Here is a 17,333-nt window from a genome sequence, read left to right as displayed (position 1 = left end):
ATGTCCGACACGGCCGTCGGTCGCGCCTATGCGTTGCTGACCAATGACGACGAGGGTCGGGTGTGCCGGGATATTCCGGAAAGCGCCTGCAACGAGCAGCCTCGCAACTTCATGAAGCATGTGGTCTCGCTCAGCGCGACAAAGCTGGGCGACGGCCTGTTCGATCCCAAGCTGGTGCTGACCTGGCTGATGAACGCCATCGGCGCGCCCGTCTATCTGACCGGCGCGCTGGTGCCGCTCCGGGAGGCCGGCGCCCTGCTGCCGCAACTCTTCACGGCCGCCTGGATCCGGTCCATGCCGCAACGCAAATGGGCCTGGGCCGCGGGATCGGCCGTACAAGGGTTGTGCGCCGCCGGTGTGGCCCTGACGGCTGCCACGATGGAGGGCGAGACCGCCGGATGGATCATCGTGGCTCTGGTTGCACTCTTCGCCATCGGGCGCAGCGTGTGCTCGGTCAGCCACAAGGACGTACTCGGCAAGACCGTGTCCAAGTCGACGCGGGGCACCGCAACCGGCACGGCCGGCAGCGCCGCCGCGATCGGCGTGCTCGCCTTCGGCGTGCTGATCGGTCTGGGCCTTCTGCCGCTGGAAGTCTGGACCATCGCCATCGCCCTGGGCGTCGCCTGCGGTCTCTGGCTGTTCGCCGCCGCGGTGTTCACGACACTGTTGGAAGAGCCCGGCTCGACGGGCGGCGGCGGCAACGCTTTCGGTGTCGCCGTGCAGCAGTTCGGCCTGCTTGGCGCCGACCCGCAACTCCGCCTCTTCATCGCCGTGCGCGGCCTTCTGGTGCCGACGGCGCTGGCGCCGCCCTATCTGCTGACGTTGAGCGGACAGGCGGCGTCCCGAAGCCTCGGCGATCTGGGATTCTTCGTCGTCGCGTCGTCGCTGGCGGCGATCTTCGGCGGCTATGTCTGGGGCCGGCTCTCCGACCGCTCCAGCCGCAAGACGCTGATCGCGGCCGGTGCGCTTGGCGCGCTGACGCTGCTGGCCGCAGCCGGCGTCGAGGCGGCGGACCTCTCGGGCAATGCCATCCTGCTGCCGGGTCTGCTGTTCGTGCTGGTACTCGGGTATCAGGGCGTCCGTCTGGCCCGGTCGACACATCTGACGGACATGGCCGACAAGGACAGCCGGGCCGCCTACACGGCGCTTTCCAACACCATCATCGGCGTTCTGCTGCTCGCGACATCGGGACTGGGATTTGTCGCTTCGGCGCTCGGGACCCTTGTCGTGCTGCTGATCTTCGCGGCGATGTGCGCCCTCGCGTCGGTTCTGGCGTTCGGGCTGAAAGAGGTACAGGCTGATGATGGCGACGATTGAGGTGAGAAGATGAAACGAGCGGTTCCGATCGGGCTTGCCCTGCTACTGCCGGTACTTGCGGCCTGCGAACCTGAGGTGGGCAGCAAGGACTGGTGCGCGGAGATGCAGGAGAAGCCGAAGGGCGACTGGACGATCAACGAAACCTCGGACTTCACCAAGCACTGCCTGATCGACGCGCTGACCGGCAAGCAGGAATGAGCGTCGGCGGCGCGGCGGAGGTCCACGCCGCGATCCACCGCGCGCTCGAGACGGCGCTGAATCCGCCGTCGCCGCCCGACGATCCGCATCTTGCCCGGCTGTTCGAGGAAATCCGGGACCCGGTTTCCGCGGATCCGGCCTATCAGATCGAGGATCTGATATGGGCGGCGTGGCACCGGCATGTCGACGCGGACGCCACCGCGGTGATGGAGCGGGCAATCACCCTGATTGCCCGACGGGACGACGATACCGGCGGCAAGGTCCTCGACGGCCTGATCGAACTCTGCCCGTCATGGGCGGAACCCTGGAACAAGCGGGCGACCTTGCGCTTCCTGCAGGGGCGGGACCGGGAAAGCCTCGATGACATCGCCGAAACGCTGACGCGTGAGCCGCGGCATTTCGGGGCGCTGGCCGGGTTTGCGCAGATCTGCTTGCGCCATGGCGACGGCGGCACCGCGCGGCTGGTTCTGGCTCGCGCTCTGGAGATCAATCCCCATATGGCGCAGATGCGCGCCTTGCTGAACCAGCTCGAGACCGACAGGCCGGGAGTGAACTGAATGATCCGGATGCGTCAGGCCATGCTGGCCGCCGTCGCCTGTGTTGCGCTGGCCTCCTGCCAGACGCCCGCCGTCGGCGCGGAGCCCCGGACCGGCAGTGGCTTGTCGCCGCTGACGGTTGCCGGCGAGGCCGAGCATCCGCTCATCGGCACGGTCTGGTCGCCGGCGGAGCAGGCGAACATCACCTGGGACGAACTGGTTCGCCGGGCCGCCTCTGCGCGGTTCGTCATGCTGGGCGAGAAGCACGACAATCCCGGCCATCACCAGCTTCAGGCCATGCTGATCCGGGCGCTGACCGTCTCCGGGCGGTCGCCGGCCGTGGTCTGGGAGATGATCGATTTCAGTCAGCAGAGAGCGCTGGATGGTTATCTCTCATCCGAAGACGCTACGGCCGACGGGATGGGGCCCGCCATCGGCTGGGACCGGAGCGGCTGGCCAGCCTGGCCGAACTACCAGCCCATTGCCGAGGCTGCGATCGAGGCCGGTCTGACGCAGTATCCGGGCAATATCGACCGGACCACCGTGCGGGCGGTGTCGCGCGAAGGCTACGCCGCGCTCAACGATCCAACCGCCGAGGCGCTGATCGGCGCTGCAGGCTGGGGCGACGCAGAAGAGGCTGCGCTCAACGCCGATCTGGTCGAAAGCCATTGCGGCTTCATGCCGGATGCGATGCTGGGGCCGATGGCGCGGGTGCAGAGGGCGCGCGGGATGCGTCGATGGCTGCGGCGCTTCTGGAAGCCGATACGGGCGATGGCGCCGTGCTGATTTCGGGTAACGGTCACGCCAGGGCGGATCGCGGCGTACCCATCTACCTGAGACCGGAGACCGGGACTTACGCAATCGGCATCGTCGAGGCCTATCCGGGCGAGACCGATCCGGCCGCCTATTTCGACAATGACCGCCAGTTCGATGCGGTGATCTTCACGGACAGGGTCGAGACGCCTGATCGTTGCGAGGAACTGCGCAAGCGCTTCAGTCCGCCGTCCGAGTGATCAGCAGCGAACCGTCGGGCCACCCAGAACGTAGTTACCGCCGCACTCGGATTTTTCCTGGCCACCTGCATCCGCATCTTCCGGCGCGGGGCTGGCGCAGGCAGCGGCAATCAACCCGAGTGCAAGGGCGAAAATGAGTCCGCATCTCATGCGTTGCATAAGAACAGAAGAAGAAGGAGCGAGACAGATGAAACTGACGGGACCGTGGTCGAAGCCCGACATCGATGCCCATCTCGCAGGCGAGCGACTGCCTGTGCGGCTTGGCGTCCGAGGCTCCGGCGATGGCGTGATGGTGCTGTCGGTCTGGTACATCTGGCGGGATGACTGCCTGTGGTGCGCGTCGTCCGAGAAGGCGGCCCTGGTCAGGGCGCTCAGGAAGAACCCGGCCTGCGGTTTCGAGATCGCGCGCGACGAGCCGCCCTATTTCGGCGTGCGCGGGCAGGGGACGGTCAGCTTCGAACCCGGCGGCGACGGCCTTCTGAAGGAGCTCTACCAGCGCTATGGCGGCGATCTGACCCATGATTTCGCGACCTGGCTACTGGGCCGCGACGCGGACGAGGTCGCGATCCGGATCAGGCCGGAGAAGATGATGAGCTGGGACTACCGCGAACGGATGCGGGGCGCCTTCGCCGCGGACTGATCAGGCCTTGTCGGGCGTCCGCGTGTCGAAGCTGGTGTTCTCGTCCTGATAATAGCGTGAATGCCAGATGCCTTCGCCGGGCTCGTCGCCGACCGGCAGCCGCCAGCTGCGCACCTTGCAGTCCGCCAGCACCATCCGGAAAAGCCCGCGCCGCTCGTCGATGGTGTTGTCGACATAGGCGTCGGCATCCTTCGCCGGGACGTATTTCCTAGCCATTTCGCGATACAGGTCGCGCCAGGCGTCGTCCTCGCCGACATCGTGAACCAGTTCGGCGACGCCCTCGACCATCACCTTGCGGTAGGGCAGCGGCTGTTCGTCGATACAGAGCGCTGCCCGCGGATCGTGCCGAAGGCAGGCGAACCATTCCGAGCGCTCGCGCGGCGTGAACCAGATCGTTCCGTCCCGGTAGAGGAACCAGAGTGGCGTGACCAGCGGGCTGCCGTCCTGACGCACGACCGCGATCCGCATGACGACCCGCTTTTCGGTCAGGAAGGCCTCGCGTTCGTCACGGTTCAGGCGCGGCATGGCGGCCTCAGGTCCTCAGCAGCTCGTTGATCGAGGTCTTGGCGCGGGTGCGCTCATCGACGCGCTTGACGATCACGGCGCAGTAGAGCGCCGGCGTCGGCTTGCCGTCGACCACGGGGCCGGGCAGGGAGCCGGGCACCACGACCGAATAGGACGGTACGCGGCCGATATGGACCTCGCCGGTCTCGCGGTCGATGATCTTGGTCGAGGCGCCGATGTAAACGCCCATCGAGAGGACCGAGCCCTGCTCGACGATGACGCCCTCGGCGACCTCGGAGCGGGCGCCGATGAAGCAGTTGTCCTCGATGATCACCGGTCCCGCCTGGAGCGGCTCCAGCACGCCGCCGATGCCGGCGCCGCCGGAGATGTGGCATTCCTTCCCGATCTGGGCGCAGGAGCCGACAGTGGCCCAGGTATCGACCATTGTGCCGCTGTCGACATAGGCGCCCAGGTTCACGAAGCTCGGCATCAGCACCACGCCCGGCGCGATGTAGGCGGAACGGCGCACGATGCAGTTCGGCACGGCGCGGAAGCCGGCATTGCGGTACTCCGCCTCGCCCCAGCCCTCGAACTTGCTCGGCACCTTGTCGAACCAGGTGGTGTCCTTGCCGGGCCCGCCGGCGATGGTGGTCATGTCGTTCAGACGGAAGCCGAGCAGCACGGCCTTCTTCAGCCACTGGTTCACGACCCAGCCGCTCGCGGTCTTCTCGGCGACGCGGGCCTGGCCGCTATCGAGGGCGTCGAGCGCCTCGTTGACGGACTCGGCGATGATCCCGGTGGTCTGCGGTGTGATCTGGTCCCGGTTCTCCCAGGCCTGTTCGATGTTGATTTCGAGCTGCTCGAGGCTCATGGCGGGCGTTCCCTCATCTTGCGGTATCCTGCGGCGCGCGGACGATAGCCCCGGGTGGCGGGGAGTCAACCGCGCTCAGGCGGCCTCGGGGTCCTCGGGCTTCGGACGATAGAAGCGGGGATAGCGTTTCTCGACCACCGGGCTGTATTCGGCCCACGAGTGGCAGGTGTTCAGGATCGAGGGCCGCCGCTCGGATTCGCCGGTGCTGCCCATGGCGTCGATCACGGGCCACAGCGTCTGCATCGTGGCCGTACCCATCTGCGGCAGAAGTTCGACGATGTGGGTGCAGCCGGCCGTGCCGCCGACCCGTTCGCGAGCCTTGCGGTTGAAGCCGGGGCCGATACGCAGACCCTCCAGCGCCGAGAAGTTCGGGTTCACTTCCTTGCAGATCTCGTAGGGTGTGATCTCGGACCAGGCCTCGGCCTTGCGGATCACGAAATCCATGTCGATGGTCAGACGGACGTGCATCTTGTGGACCATGCCGTCGTCCCGGCGCTCTTCCATCTTGCCGTAGGCCACCGGCTTGTAGTCGGAGATCGAGCCTTCCATGTCCCAGAGGCCGTCCTCGCGCTCATAGCCGTTGATCTCGATCGAACGGGTGTGGAGGTGCTTTCTCTTTACGGGCGGGCTGAGCGCCATGATGTTCTCCGGAAGCTTCTGAAACGGGGTTGCGCCGGAACCTAGGTCAGGCTTCAAGGTCGGTCCAGACCTGCCCCGCTCATGGGCGGTTTGCGCATGAGAGAGGGCGGAGGGGACATGACGGCGCTTGCCGAGGGATTTCTGCTGGGTCTGAGCCTGATTCTCGCCATTGGCGCGCAGAACGCCTTCGTCCTGCGACAGGGCCTTCTGCGCAGTCACGTGCTGGAAATCGTTCTGGTCTGCGCCCTGGCCGATGCCCTGCTGATCGGCGCAGGTGTGCTGGGGCTTGGCGCCCTGGTGGTGGCCTGGCCGGGTCTGGTGTTCTGGACAACGCTGGGCGGCGCCGCCTTTCTGATCGTTTATGGGCTCTTTGCGCTGCGCCGCGCACTGAGGCCGGGCAGTCTGGAGGCGGGGCCGGACCGGACGCTGTCCCGGCGGGCGGCTGTGGCCACGGCCCTGGCATTCACCTTCCTGAACCCGCATGTCTATCTGGACACGGTGGTGATGCTCGGCGGCATCGCCGCGCGGCATCCCGAGGATGCGCGCATCGCCTTCTGGGCGGGCGGCGCTGCTGCCTCGTTCGTCTTTTTCTTCTCGCTCGGCTATGGCGCGAGGTTCCTGCAGCCGGTCTTTGCCCGGCCCGCGGCGTGGCGGGTGCTGGACCTGCTGATCGCACTTGTGATGTGGGCAATCGCGGCGCTGCTGCTCAGCGAACTGGCAGTCCCGGCCAGCATCTGAGCCGGTCAGCGGCTGCGGAAGACCTGGGCGGCGAACCAGCCGGCGAACCCGGCGATCAGCACGGCAAAGATGCCGTAGAACAGCGGCCATTGATGCGCGAAGGAAAAGATCGCGCGCTCGACGCCGGTCTTGTCGATCAGGATCGGGCTGGTTTCGGCGGCAATGACATTGCCGTCCTGAAACAGGTAGACACGAGTTGTGTACTGGCCGACGGGCACATTGGCCGGGAACGCGACATTGGCCCGATAAAGCCTGCCATTGCGTACCGAGACACCTGTGCCGTCCTCGAAGAAGAGGCCGTTGTCCAGCCGCAGCCGGCGTATGGCGTTGTCGAAACCGTCCTCGTCCTCGCTGCCGGAGCCCTGCAGGGAGAGATTCCGGATCCCGATATCGTGCCGTCTGAGGACACGGTCGGCGGCGATCTCGTCCAGTGGCCGGCTGGAAACCACCGCATAGAAGCTCGGCACGTCCTCGTAGGTGACCGAATCCGTGTTCACCCAGATGCCGGCGACACGCTCCTTGCGCCGCACCGTCAGGGGCTGAGGCGGCCCCTTGACCACGATGACGACGTCGCCGGGCTGGCTGAGGGAACCGAACAGCAGCAGTTCGGTGCCCTTGAAGCCCGAATCGATGCCGATCCGGCGCGACGAGATATCCGCGACCATGGCGGTCTGCGCGCCGGCTTCGCCGCACAGCGTCAACAGCAACAGCAATCCGGCGAGCCGTGCCATCAGTGTCCGCCTCCTGCGCCGAGCGACAGGCTGAAGAGTTCTGCCGGCGTGGCGAAGAGGTCGTAGCCGAGCTTCAGGCAGACGGCGAGAACCATTGCCGCCAGCAGGAAGCGCAGTTGCTCGCCCTTGAGATAAAGGCCGACCCGCGTGCCGAACTGGGCGCCGATCACGGCGCCGAACAGCAGCAGCAGCGCCAGCACGACATCGACGGTCTGGGTGTAGAAGGAATGCTGGATCGTGACCGCGGCGGTGACGAAGGTGATCTGGAAGAGCGAGGTGCCGACCACGACGGCGGTCGGCATCCCCAGCAGGTAGATCATCGCGGGCACCATGATGAAGCCGCCGCCGACGCCCATGATCGCCGCCAGGATGCCGACCAGACAGCCGACGGCCAGCGGCGGGAGGGCGCTGATGTAGAGCTTGGAGCGCTTGAACCGCATCTTGAACGGCAGGCCGTGCACCCAGTAGTGCTGGCGCTTCTTGCGCGAGACGCCGCCCTTGCGCTGGCGGAACAGCGCTCTCGCGCTCTCGACGAACATCAGACCGCCGATGATGCCGAGGAAGAGCACGTAGCAGACCTTGATCATCAGGTCGTTCTGACCGAGCGTCTTCATCCAGGTGAAGATCTGCGTGCCGATGAAGGAACCGACCAGGCCACCGGCCAGCAGAACCAGTCCCATCTTGATGTCGACATTCTTCCGCCGCCAGTGAGCCAGCGCCCCGGAGACGCTGGAGGCCACGATCTGGTTCGCCTCGGTGGCGACCGCGACCGAAGGCGGTATGCCGACGAAGATCAGAAGGGGAGTCATCAGGAAGCCGCCGCCGACACCGAACATGCCGGACAGGAAGCCGACGCCGCCACCCATGCCGAGAAGCAGGAAGATGCTCACGGACTGTTCGGCAATGGGTAGGTAGATCTGCAACGCGTCGCCCGCTCAGTTCAGGTCTTGGCCATGCGGCGCCAGGATCCGTCCCGCGCGCCGCGTCACTTCCCTAGGAATCCCCCGTTGCCGGCAACCCCTTCGGCGCCACTCTCATGGCGCGGCCCGGTACCGGATGCGAGACGCTGCAACCTACGCCCCGACGTTCGATTGGACAATGCCGCCTGTGCGGCATGGCGGCAGTTTTCCTGAGATTCCGGAACCTTGGCGCCGAGCCGGCGGGTCAGGGGCTGCCGCAACGGCATCCCGTTCAACGAACCATGGCCGGCCGCGGGAATCGGCTCCGGGACAGGGTAGGACCCATTTCCGGATGAATGCGGGCTCCCCACGGGTCGGCCTGCGGTGCGCCGCAATCGGCATGACTTGCCCGGCGACAGCACCTCCCTCAAGGTAGCGAAAGGTGGGCCATGGCCGGGTAGGGCCAGAGAATTTCGATTTGCTTTTCAGAAGGTTACGGAAATCATCCATCGGCGCGCAAGCGTGTCAGCACATCCCGGTTGATCTGTCCTACCTCAGGCAGGCCGCGGTCCGATTGCCATGCCCGTATGGCGTCGCGGGTCTTGGAACCAGGCAGACCGTCGGCGACCCCCGGGTCATACCCCCGATCGATCAGCAGCCGCTGCAGTTCCTTGATTTCGTCCCGCCGCGTCAGCCGGTCGGGGCTCTCGTCGGCCGTGGTCGCCCCGGTCTCGCCGGCGGCGCTCGGCGCCGGGCTGAAACCGGACACCCGCGCATCCTGTTCCTGGCGTTGCTCCGGCGTCAGCAGCGCCGAGACGCGGTCCACGTCGGCCGCCGCGCCGCTGTCGCCCGACTGCATGGCGAGACTGAACCAGTAATAGGACTGTTCGAAATCCCGTGGCACGCCCAGACCGCCCTCGTAGAGGACGCCCATGTTGTACTGCGCATCCACGACACCCTGATCGGCGGCTTCCCGAAACCACCGGGCCGCCTGGAAATAGTCGGGCGCGCCGGCGCTTTCGTCGACATAGACCTCGGCCAGATATTTCTGTGCATCCGGATTGCCCGCGCGGGCGGCGGCGTGAAGCCAGAGCCGGGCCAGGTCCAGATCGCGCTGGCGGCGAGACCCTGCCGGTACATGACGCCGAGCCCGAGTTGGGCCGGCACATGGCCCTGTTGCGCCGCGCGGTCGAACCAGTCGGCCGCCGTGGAATAATTGGCTTCGACGCCGATGCCGTCGCGATGGCGAACGCCGAGTTCGTACTGCGCATCCGCCGAACCGGCCTGGGCCGCATCGCGCAGATTGTCGAGGTCTGACTGGGGCGCCGTCGGTGGCGGCGTGGCGGCCACCTGCTGCTCGGGCGCGGTTTCTACCGTTGCCGCCGGTGGCGCAGCGGGTTCCGGCGTTGCCTCGGCCGACGGCGCCGGGGCCGGATCGGGCGGCGGTGTCTCCGCCGTTTCCGAGGTTGCCGCCGTTTCCGGCGCAGCCGGCTTGGGTGGTTCGGCAGATCCGCCGGACTGTCCTGTTGCTGTCCCGGCCGTGGGCGGCGGCGCATCATCATTGTTCCCCGAAAGCCCTGCCGAGGCGGCCAGGCCGTCCCAGATTCGGGTCAGTTGTTCGCGGGCGTCCCGGAATTCCGGCGTTCCGGCGAACCAGAACCCGCCGACGAGCAGCGCTGCGAGGACCAGTGCCGCTATGGCATAGCCGATCCAGCCCTTGCCGCGCCGTCTTGGCGTTTCCGGTCTCTGACGGGAAAGGTCGAGAGGCTCGTCGAGCCGGAAGGGCTTCCGGGTCTCGCCGGTATTGCGGGGCGCGCCTTCGGCGTCTGGAACCGCTTCGGGCTCCGGCGATTCTCCGAGCAGCGACTCGACGGCGACCAACCGGCGCGGCCGGTCCGCCGGGTCCGCATCCGTCGACGGTGTGGCGCCGAGTTGATAGGCGGCCGGTTCGTCGTCTCCGGTATCCGGAGGCGGCATGTCGTCCAGCAGGGTGTCGCCGCCACCGGCGCCGACGATTTCGTCGGCGTGCTCGTGATCCTGCATCCCGGTGGCACCGAAATCCGGCTTCTCTTCGATTTCCGGCTCCGGGGCCTGTGGTTCGATCTCGCGAAAGAAGGGCTCGTCGTCGGGATAGGCGCCGCCAACGGTCTCGTCCTGGGCGGAAAGATCGTTCAGGGCGGCGAGGTGGCTCGATTCCGTTCGCTGCGGCTCGGGTTCCGGCGTCGGCTCGGGTTCCAGCGGCGCGGGGGCAAGTTCCGGTTCTGGAACCGGCGGCGCCACCGGCCCGGGCCGGGCGGTCAGCTGATCGCTCAACCGGGCCAGCGCCGCTGTCAGCGCGTCGACACGCGCTTCAATCCGTTCGGTGCCATCGGCGGGCGCCGGTGTCGCGGACTCGGTCCGGACCTCCTGCAGGGCGGTATCCAGTGCTGCCAGTTTCTTCCCGACTTCCTGGTTCGCCGCATCGATCTTGGCGGCCAGGTTGACCATGCCTGTCATGACCTTTCGGATATCGCCGGTCAGCGCGGTCAGGGCTGCGGTATCGCCGTCTCCGGAAACCGGGCTGCTGCCGAAAGTGGATTCCAGACTTGCGAGCGATGCCTCGATTCGAGACAGATCCGGTGACTCGCCGCCAGCAGGGGTATTTGCGATCTGCCGGTTCAGTTCAGCCAGGGCCGGACCCGGGTCGGGACGCTGTTCCAGCGTTTCGATACGGCGGGCAATCGCGATCAGGCCGCGTTCCAGCCGGGACTGATCGAAGGCAGGCGTCTCTGTGGGTAGGGCTTCGGATATCGCGTCCAGCCGGACTTCCATGGCCGCGATCGCATCGGTCAGCGGCTTGAGGTCGGCAGCGGCCTGACCGGACTCGGCGGGCAGGGCGTCGACACGCCGTGCCAGCTCGGCGATGGCGCGCATGATGCGTGCGGTATCCAGCGCACCGCCCGCCTGGGACGCGGCCGGCGCCGCCTGTGGCGCGGTTTGCCCGGATTCGGAAATCGCCTTGTTGAGCCACTGGCCAAGCGTCAGCCCCTCGGCCTTGGCGCGTTCCTTGGCGAGTTCGCGGGCCTCCTGCTCGATGCCCTTGATGCTCCACGGCGCACCGGGTTTCATGTCGAGGTCCTTCCGGTTCTACCAAACGGCTGCCACCGGTATGACCGATGTGCTTTGGAAAAAATGCCCGACACGCGTGCAGTTCGCAAACCGGAAAGTCGCAAATTCCGGAAATTACATGACATTCGTGGCAAGGGAACCAGACTGGACTGCGCTGTCCGCGCGGTCGGACGGGATCAATTCCACCAGCGGTCGAGTAGGGCCGGAAAACTGGCATTCCGCTTGCGGCATCATGTCGATAGCGGCTTGTTGTGCAGGCCCGTATCTGCTTAATAGTCGGTGCAATAAGAATAATAACGGAATGCTGCGGCAGTTTGAGTTGAGTTGATGGCCTAGTTGGAGGGCGATCATGTCGCTGTTAGGCGAACTGCTGCGGTTTGCAGCCCTGTCGGATGTCCGCTTCATCGAGGAGGTCGGGACACCGGGTGATGACAGTTTGACCGGCACGTCCGGCAACGACGTCCTCGAAGGGCGCGACGGCAACGATACATTGTTGGGTCTCGAAGGCGACGACCTTCTGAGTGGCGGGAACGGAGACGATTCACTCGCCGGCAATGACGGCGACGACACCTTCCGCGGCGGACTTGGCAACGACACGATGTTCGGCGGGGCCGGCATCGACGTTCTCGACTACACCAACATCAACACGCAGATCATTGCCGACCTCGATTCCGGGATCGCCTTTGGCGCGGATCTCGGCACCGACGTCGTTTCGGCGATCCAGCGCGTTCTCGGCGGCACGGCCGGCGACATCCTCATCGGCAATCTGTCCCAGAACCTGCTCGACGGCCGTGGCGGTAACGACACCCTGGCCGGCGGCGACAACAACGACACCCTGTTCGGCGGCGACGGCGACGACTCGCTCGACGGCGGGAACAACAGCGACCTGCTGAACGGCGGCGCGGGCAATGACACGCTTGTCGGCTCGGCCGGGCAGGACACAATCTTCGGCAAGGACGGCAACGACGAGATCTCCGGCGGAGACGGCGCGGATTCGCTCGCCGGCGAACTGGGCGACGACCTGATCCTTGGCGGCGCCGATGCGGACAACATCGTCGGCGGCGGCGGTATCGATACGCTCGACGGCGAAGGCGGCAATGACGACATCCGCGGCGGCGCCGGCGGTGATTCGATCTCCGGTTCGGCAGGCTTCGACCGGCTGTTCGGCGAGGCCGGCGACGACAGCCTGTTCGGGGGCACCGAAGGCGACCTTCTCGACGGTGACTCGGGCAACGATCTCCTGGACGCCGGTGACGGAGACGACATCGTCCGGGCCGGCCTGGGCACGGACACGATCTTCGGCGGCGAAGGCGCCGATATCCTGATCGGTGAGGATGGCAGCGACAGCATCGTCGGTGGCGCCGGCAACGACACGCTGACCGGCGATCTGGCCGGCGACACGCTGGGCGGTGCGGACACGCTGGAAGCCGGCGACGGCGATGACGAGGCGCTCGGCTTTGCCGGCAACGACCTGATTTCGGCCACCAGCGGTTTCAACCGGCTGTTCGGCGGCGACGGCGCCGACACGATCACCGGCGGTACCGAGGTCGACAATATCGGCGGCGGCAGCGGCAATGACTCGCTGGCCGGCGGTTCCGGCGCCGACCGCATCAGCGGCGACGATGGCAACGATTTCGTCAGCGGCGGTCTCGACAATGACGAGATCGGCGGCGGCACGGGCGCCGATACGCTGAATGGCGACGACGGCGCGGACACGCTGCGTGGCGGCAATGGCGCGGACCTGATTCAGGGCGGCGCGGGTGCAGACTCCGTCGAGGGCGGCGCCGACAACGACACCATCGACGGCGGCACGGGCGCGGATGAGCTGAAGGGCGATTCCGGCAATGACTCGATCGATGGCGGTATCAGCCTGGACCTGCTGCGTGGCGGCGACGGCCTCGATACCATCAATGGCGGCGCGGACAATGACGACATTGCCGGCGGCACCGGTGGCGACAGCCTGTCAGGTGACGACGGCGACGACGTGGTCTCCGGCGAAATCGGCAATGACCGCGTCTTCGGTGGTGCGGGCAACGACACCGTCGCCGGCAATGAAGGCAATGACAGTGTCTTCGGCGGTATCGGCAACGATTCCGTGCTCGGCCAGGAGGGCGTGGATTCGCTCGAAGGCGGCGATGGCGACGACACGCTGCGGGGCGGCGACGGCAACGACCGCCTGCTGGGTCAGGCCGACAACGACTCGCTGAATGGCGACGGCGGCGACGATATCGTCTTCGGCGACCTTGGCGACGATTCCATCCACGGCGAGACCGGCCGTGACATCCTGTTCGGCGGCGATGGCAACGACACGATCCGCGGTCTTGACGACGAGGACACGGTCCGCGGCGGCGAAGGCAATGACAGCCTGTTCGGCAACAATGGCAAGGACGTCGTCAAGGGCGACGCCGGCGACGACTTCATCGACGGCGGCGCGGGCATCGACACGCTGCTGGGCGGCGACGGCAACGATACCGTCCTCGGTAACGAAGGCAGCGATACCGTGGACGGCGGTGCCGGTGATGACAGCCTGTCCGGCAATGCGGGCAGCGACGTCATTCGCGGCCGCGACGGCAATGACAGCATCTTCGGCGGCACCGAATCCGACATTCTGGAAGGCGGCGCCGGCTCCGACAGCCTGAACGGCGGCTCCCAGGACGATATCCTGCGCGGCGGCGACGACGCCGACACCCTGGTCGGCGGCGGCGGCGATGACATCGTCAATGGCGATGGCGGGGACGACAGCCTGTTCGGCGGGTCCGGCAATGACGACATGCGCGGCGGCCTGGGCAACGACACCCTGATCGGTGCGTCGGGCGCGGACCGCATGGCCGGCGGCGACGGCATCGACGTCGCGGATTATTCGAGCTCCTCAGGCGGCGTCACGGTCAACCTGAACAACGGCAAGGGCGAGCGCTCGGATGCCGAAGGCGACCAGCTGCGCAAGATCGAGAACGTGATCGGCACCTCTCTGGCCGACACGATCAAGGGCAATGCCGACGACAACGTCCTCGACGGTGGCGCGGGCGCGGACTTCCTTTCCGGCCTTGGCGGCGGCGACACGCTGCTCGGCGGCAACGGCAACGACACGCTGAAGGGCGGCGCAGGCGCCGACAGCCTGGATGGCGGCGCCGGCATCGACACGGCGGACTATTCCGGCTCGGTCGGGCCTATCAATGTCAACATCGCGCTGGGCATCGCGACCGGCGGTGACGCCGACGGCGATACGCTGACGGCGATCGAAGGCGCAATCGGCACAACGGCCGATGACACGCTGATCGGCAATGGCGGCGCGAACAACTTCGTCGGCGGCATCGGTCAGGACTCGATTTCCGGTGCTGGCGGCGACGACACCATCGATGGCGGCAACGGCAACGATACGGTCGATGGCGGGACGGGCAACGATCTGCTGACGACCGGCAATGGCGACGACCTGATCCGCGACGGCGACGGCAACGACACCATTCTGGCGGGCGCGAACGAAGACACGATCATCGGCGGCGCAGGTGCGGACAGCATCAATGGCGGCGGCGGCATCGATGTCATCGACTTCTCCGCCAGCGGCGCAGCCGTCGGTGTGGATCTCGGCCTTGGAGTTGGCACTGCAGGCGATGCGCTGGGCGACACCTATTCGAACCTGGAAGACGTCATCGGCTCGAACTTCAACGACACGATCGTCGGTTCGAATGCGTCCAATGGTCTGTTTGGACTCGACGGCGCGGACTCGATCAACGGCGGCGGCGACAATGACCGGATCTTCGGCGGCAATGGCGCGGACACGCTTTCGGGCAATGCGGGCAACGACTTCCTGGGCGGTGCGGACGGCAATGACCGGTTCTTCGGCGGCGACGGGCTCGACACGCTTGATGGCGGCCTAGGCAACGACACGCTGAACGGCGATGCCGGCGCAGACCGCATCAAGGGCGGCGACGGCGACGATTCCGCTTTCGGCGGTGCCGACAACGACACGATCGAGGGTGGCGCGGGCAATGACGGCCTGAATGGCGAACTCGGCAACGACGTCATCAATGGCGGCGCGGGTCAGGACAATCTGCTCGGCTCCGACGGCAACGACATCATCTTCGGCGGCGACGACAACGACTCAATCCGCGGCGGAAATGACAATGACACGCTGCTCGGCGATGCCGGCAACGATACCGTGCGCGGCGAACTCGGCGACGATGTGGTTCGCGGCGGCGCGGGCGCCGACGTCGTCGATGGCGACGCAGGCAACGACACCATGTTCGGCGATGCCGGCAATGACACGCTGACCGGCGACGAAGGCGACGATGTGCTCGACGGCGGCGACGATGACGACATCGTCTCCGGTCTCGCCGACAACGATACGCTGCGCGGCGGTCTCGGCAACGACGTCGTCAATGGCGGCGACGGCGCCGATCAGGCGCTTGGCGGCGCCGGCAATGACACGGTGATCGGCGGCGCCGGCAACGACTTCGTTCTCGGCGAGGATGGCGACGATCAGGTCCAGGGCGATGCGGGCGACGACACGGTTGTCGGCGGCCTTGGCAACGACACGCTGAACGGCAATGACGGCCTCGACCTGATCAAGGGCGGCGACGGCAATGACTCCGCCATCGGCGGCATCGGCGCGGACACGGTTCTGGGCGAGGCCGGGGCCGACACGCTGCTGGGCGACAGCGGCGACGACATCCTGGACGGCGGCATCGGCAATGACAGCCTGTTCGGCGGCAGCGAGAACGACCAGGTCCGCGGCGGCGAGGGTGACGACACGCTGAGCGGCGATCTGGGCGACGACCTGCTGTCCGGCGGCGAAGGCAACGACCTGCTGCTGGGCGATGGCGGCGCCGACACGCTGAACGGCAACAACGGCATCGACACGATTGACTATTCGGGCGCGGGCGGCGCCGTGACGGTCAATCTGGCCACCGGCCTGGGTTCCCGTTCGGACGCCGAGGGCGACACCTATCAGCAGATCGAGAACGTCATCGGCGGTTTCGACGCTGACATCATCATCGGCAATTCCAGCGCCAATGCGCTGCAGGGCGGCGATGGCGACGACCTGATCTCAGCCGGCGCGGGCGCTGACACGCTCAACGGCGATGGCGGCAATGACAGCCTGGAAGGCGGCGCGGGCGCTGACGTGCTCAATGGCGGCGCGGGCAACGATTCGGCGGATTACCGCAACTCCACGGCTGCGGTGAATGTCGATATCGGCACGGGCATCGCGACCGGCGGCGACGCCGACGGCGACACGCTGACCTCGATCGAAAGCGCGGTCGGCACCAACTTCGCCGATACGCTGACCGGCGACGCCGGCGACAACAAGCTGGAAGGCCTGGCCGGTAACGATACGCTGATCGGCAATGACGGCGCGGACACGCTGCTTGGCGCGAGCGGCGCCGACAGTATCAACGGCGGCGCGGGTGCGGACGTCATCGACGGCGCTTCCGGTGCCGACACACTTACCGGTGGCGACGGCAATGACGATATCGACGGCGGTTCCGAAGGCGACCTGATCAGCGACGGCGCCGGCGACGACACGGTCCGGGCCGGCGATGGCAACGACACCGTCATCGCGGCGGCCGGCGCCGACAATCTGAACGGCGGCGCAGGCATCGACCTGATCGACTACTCGGCCTCCTCGGCCGGGGTCAGTGTGGACATGTCAGGCGGCGTCAGCTCGGGCGGCGACGCCCAGGGCGACGTCGTCACAGGGTTCGAGAACCTGATCGGCAGCGCCTTCGGCGACACGGTCACGGGCAATGCCGCCGACAACCAGATTTTCGGCGGCGACGGCAGCGACAACCTGACAGCGGCCGACGGCAATGACACCGTGCTGGGCGGGGCTGGCGACGACACGGTCTCCGGCGCGGCCGGCAATGACAGCGTCGAAGGCGGCGACGGCAGTGACCGCATCTTCGGTGGCGAGGGCCAGGACACGCTGAACGGCGGCATCGGCAACGACACGATCCAGGGCAATGAAGGCACCGACCGCATCGACGCGGGCGATGGCGACGATCTGGTTGTCGGCGGCGCCGAGGACGACACCATCTTCGGCGGCGCGGGCAGCGACACCCTAACCGGCGACGCGGGCGACGACCGGCTGTTCGGCGGCTCCGGCATCGACACGCTGAACGGCGGCGATGGCAATGACACGCTG

The 17,333-nt window shown here is 66.9% G+C and carries 13 protein-coding genes and 3 pseudogenes; 8 read left to right on the top strand and 8 right to left on the bottom strand.

Features of this window, described 5'->3' with window-relative positions:
- The 6 genes from ACMVY4_RS15725 (at position 1) to ACMVY4_RS15700 (ending at position 3,704) form a co-directional block, all read left to right on the top strand.
- Positions 1 to 1,317, top strand: a complete 1,317-nt coding sequence (locus ACMVY4_RS15725; protein WP_416896947.1) for an MFS transporter — start codon at positions 1 to 3, stop codon at positions 1,315 to 1,317.
- 9 nt (positions 1,318 to 1,326) lie between these two features.
- A complete protein-coding gene (locus tag ACMVY4_RS15720) occupies positions 1,327 to 1,515 on the top strand; it encodes a DUF3012 domain-containing protein (protein WP_416896946.1) in 189 nt (62 codons plus the stop codon).
- Positions 1,512 to 2,072, top strand: a complete 561-nt coding sequence (locus tag ACMVY4_RS15715; protein ID WP_416896945.1) for a tetratricopeptide repeat protein — start codon at positions 1,512 to 1,514, stop codon at positions 2,070 to 2,072. Before ACMVY4_RS15720 ends, ACMVY4_RS15715 begins: the two co-directional genes overlap by 4 nt.
- On the top strand, positions 2,073 to 2,837 hold the full coding sequence (locus ACMVY4_RS15710) for a ChaN family lipoprotein (protein WP_416896944.1): 765 nt from the start codon (positions 2,073 to 2,075) through the stop codon (positions 2,835 to 2,837).
- Complete coding sequence (locus ACMVY4_RS15705; RefSeq protein WP_416896943.1) at positions 2,789 to 3,064, top strand: hypothetical protein; 276 nt, start codon at positions 2,789 to 2,791, stop codon at positions 3,062 to 3,064. The genes ACMVY4_RS15710 and ACMVY4_RS15705 overlap by 49 nt, the downstream gene beginning before the upstream one ends.
- A gap of 187 nt (positions 3,065 to 3,251) precedes the next feature.
- The gene (locus tag ACMVY4_RS15700) at positions 3,252 to 3,704 is read left to right on the top strand and encodes a pyridoxamine 5'-phosphate oxidase family protein (protein WP_416896942.1); all 453 of its coding nucleotides are present in this window, start codon (positions 3,252 to 3,254) and stop codon (positions 3,702 to 3,704) included.
- Here ACMVY4_RS15700 and ACMVY4_RS15695 read toward each other — a convergent pair whose 3' ends face one another.
- The 3 genes from ACMVY4_RS15695 to ACMVY4_RS15685 form a co-directional block, all read right to left on the bottom strand.
- Complete coding sequence (locus tag ACMVY4_RS15695) at positions 3,705 to 4,229, bottom strand: pyridoxamine 5'-phosphate oxidase family protein (RefSeq protein WP_416896941.1); 525 nt, start codon at positions 4,227 to 4,229, stop codon at positions 3,705 to 3,707.
- 7 nt (positions 4,230 to 4,236) lie between these two features.
- A complete protein-coding gene (dapD, locus tag ACMVY4_RS15690; RefSeq protein WP_416896940.1) occupies positions 4,237 to 5,079 on the bottom strand; it encodes a 2,3,4,5-tetrahydropyridine-2,6-dicarboxylate N-succinyltransferase in 843 nt (280 codons plus the stop codon).
- 75 nt (positions 5,080 to 5,154) lie between these two features.
- Positions 5,155 to 5,718, bottom strand: coding sequence for a DUF2889 domain-containing protein (locus ACMVY4_RS15685; protein ID WP_416896939.1), 564 nt, complete (start codon positions 5,716 to 5,718; stop codon positions 5,155 to 5,157).
- A 117-nt stretch (positions 5,719 to 5,835) separates the two neighbouring features.
- Here ACMVY4_RS15685 and ACMVY4_RS15680 point away from each other — a divergent pair, with 117 nt between their 5' ends.
- The gene (locus ACMVY4_RS15680; protein ID WP_416896938.1) at positions 5,836 to 6,456 is read left to right on the top strand and encodes a LysE/ArgO family amino acid transporter; all 621 of its coding nucleotides are present in this window, start codon (positions 5,836 to 5,838) and stop codon (positions 6,454 to 6,456) included.
- A gap of 5 nt (positions 6,457 to 6,461) precedes the next feature.
- On the opposite strand, the gene ACMVY4_RS15675 is transcribed toward ACMVY4_RS15680, so the two are convergent.
- The 5 genes and pseudogenes from ACMVY4_RS15675 to ACMVY4_RS15655 form a co-directional block, all read right to left on the bottom strand.
- Complete coding sequence (locus ACMVY4_RS15675) at positions 6,462 to 7,187, bottom strand: TIGR02186 family protein (RefSeq protein WP_416896937.1); 726 nt, start codon at positions 7,185 to 7,187, stop codon at positions 6,462 to 6,464.
- Positions 7,187 to 8,110, bottom strand: coding sequence for a sulfite exporter TauE/SafE family protein (locus ACMVY4_RS15670; RefSeq protein ID WP_416896936.1), 924 nt, complete (start codon positions 8,108 to 8,110; stop codon positions 7,187 to 7,189). Before ACMVY4_RS15670 ends, ACMVY4_RS15675 begins: the two co-directional genes overlap by 1 nt.
- A gap of 478 nt (positions 8,111 to 8,588) precedes the next feature.
- A complete protein-coding gene (locus ACMVY4_RS15665; protein ID WP_416896935.1) occupies positions 8,589 to 8,945 on the bottom strand; it encodes a peptidoglycan-binding domain-containing protein in 357 nt (118 codons plus the stop codon).
- Positions 8,946 to 8,981: 36 nt separating this feature from the next.
- Positions 8,982 to 9,128: pseudogene (locus ACMVY4_RS15660) on the bottom strand (hypothetical protein); the annotation flags it as partial.
- Between the two features lie 137 nt (positions 9,129 to 9,265).
- Positions 9,266 to 10,063, bottom strand: a pseudogene (locus ACMVY4_RS15655) (hypothetical protein); the annotation flags it as partial.
- Between the two features lie 1,480 nt (positions 10,064 to 11,543).
- On the opposite strand from ACMVY4_RS15655, the pseudogene ACMVY4_RS15650 reads away from it, so the two are divergent.
- Positions 11,544 to 17,300, top strand: a pseudogene (locus tag ACMVY4_RS15650) (hypothetical protein); the annotation flags it as partial.
- Positions 17,301 to 17,333 lie beyond the last annotated feature (33 nt).

Source organism: Minwuia sp. (genome assembly GCF_048007105.1).
Lineage (GTDB): Bacteria > Pseudomonadota > Alphaproteobacteria > Minwuiales > Minwuiaceae > Minwuia.
This window is presented reverse-complemented; position numbering and strand designations above follow the sequence as displayed.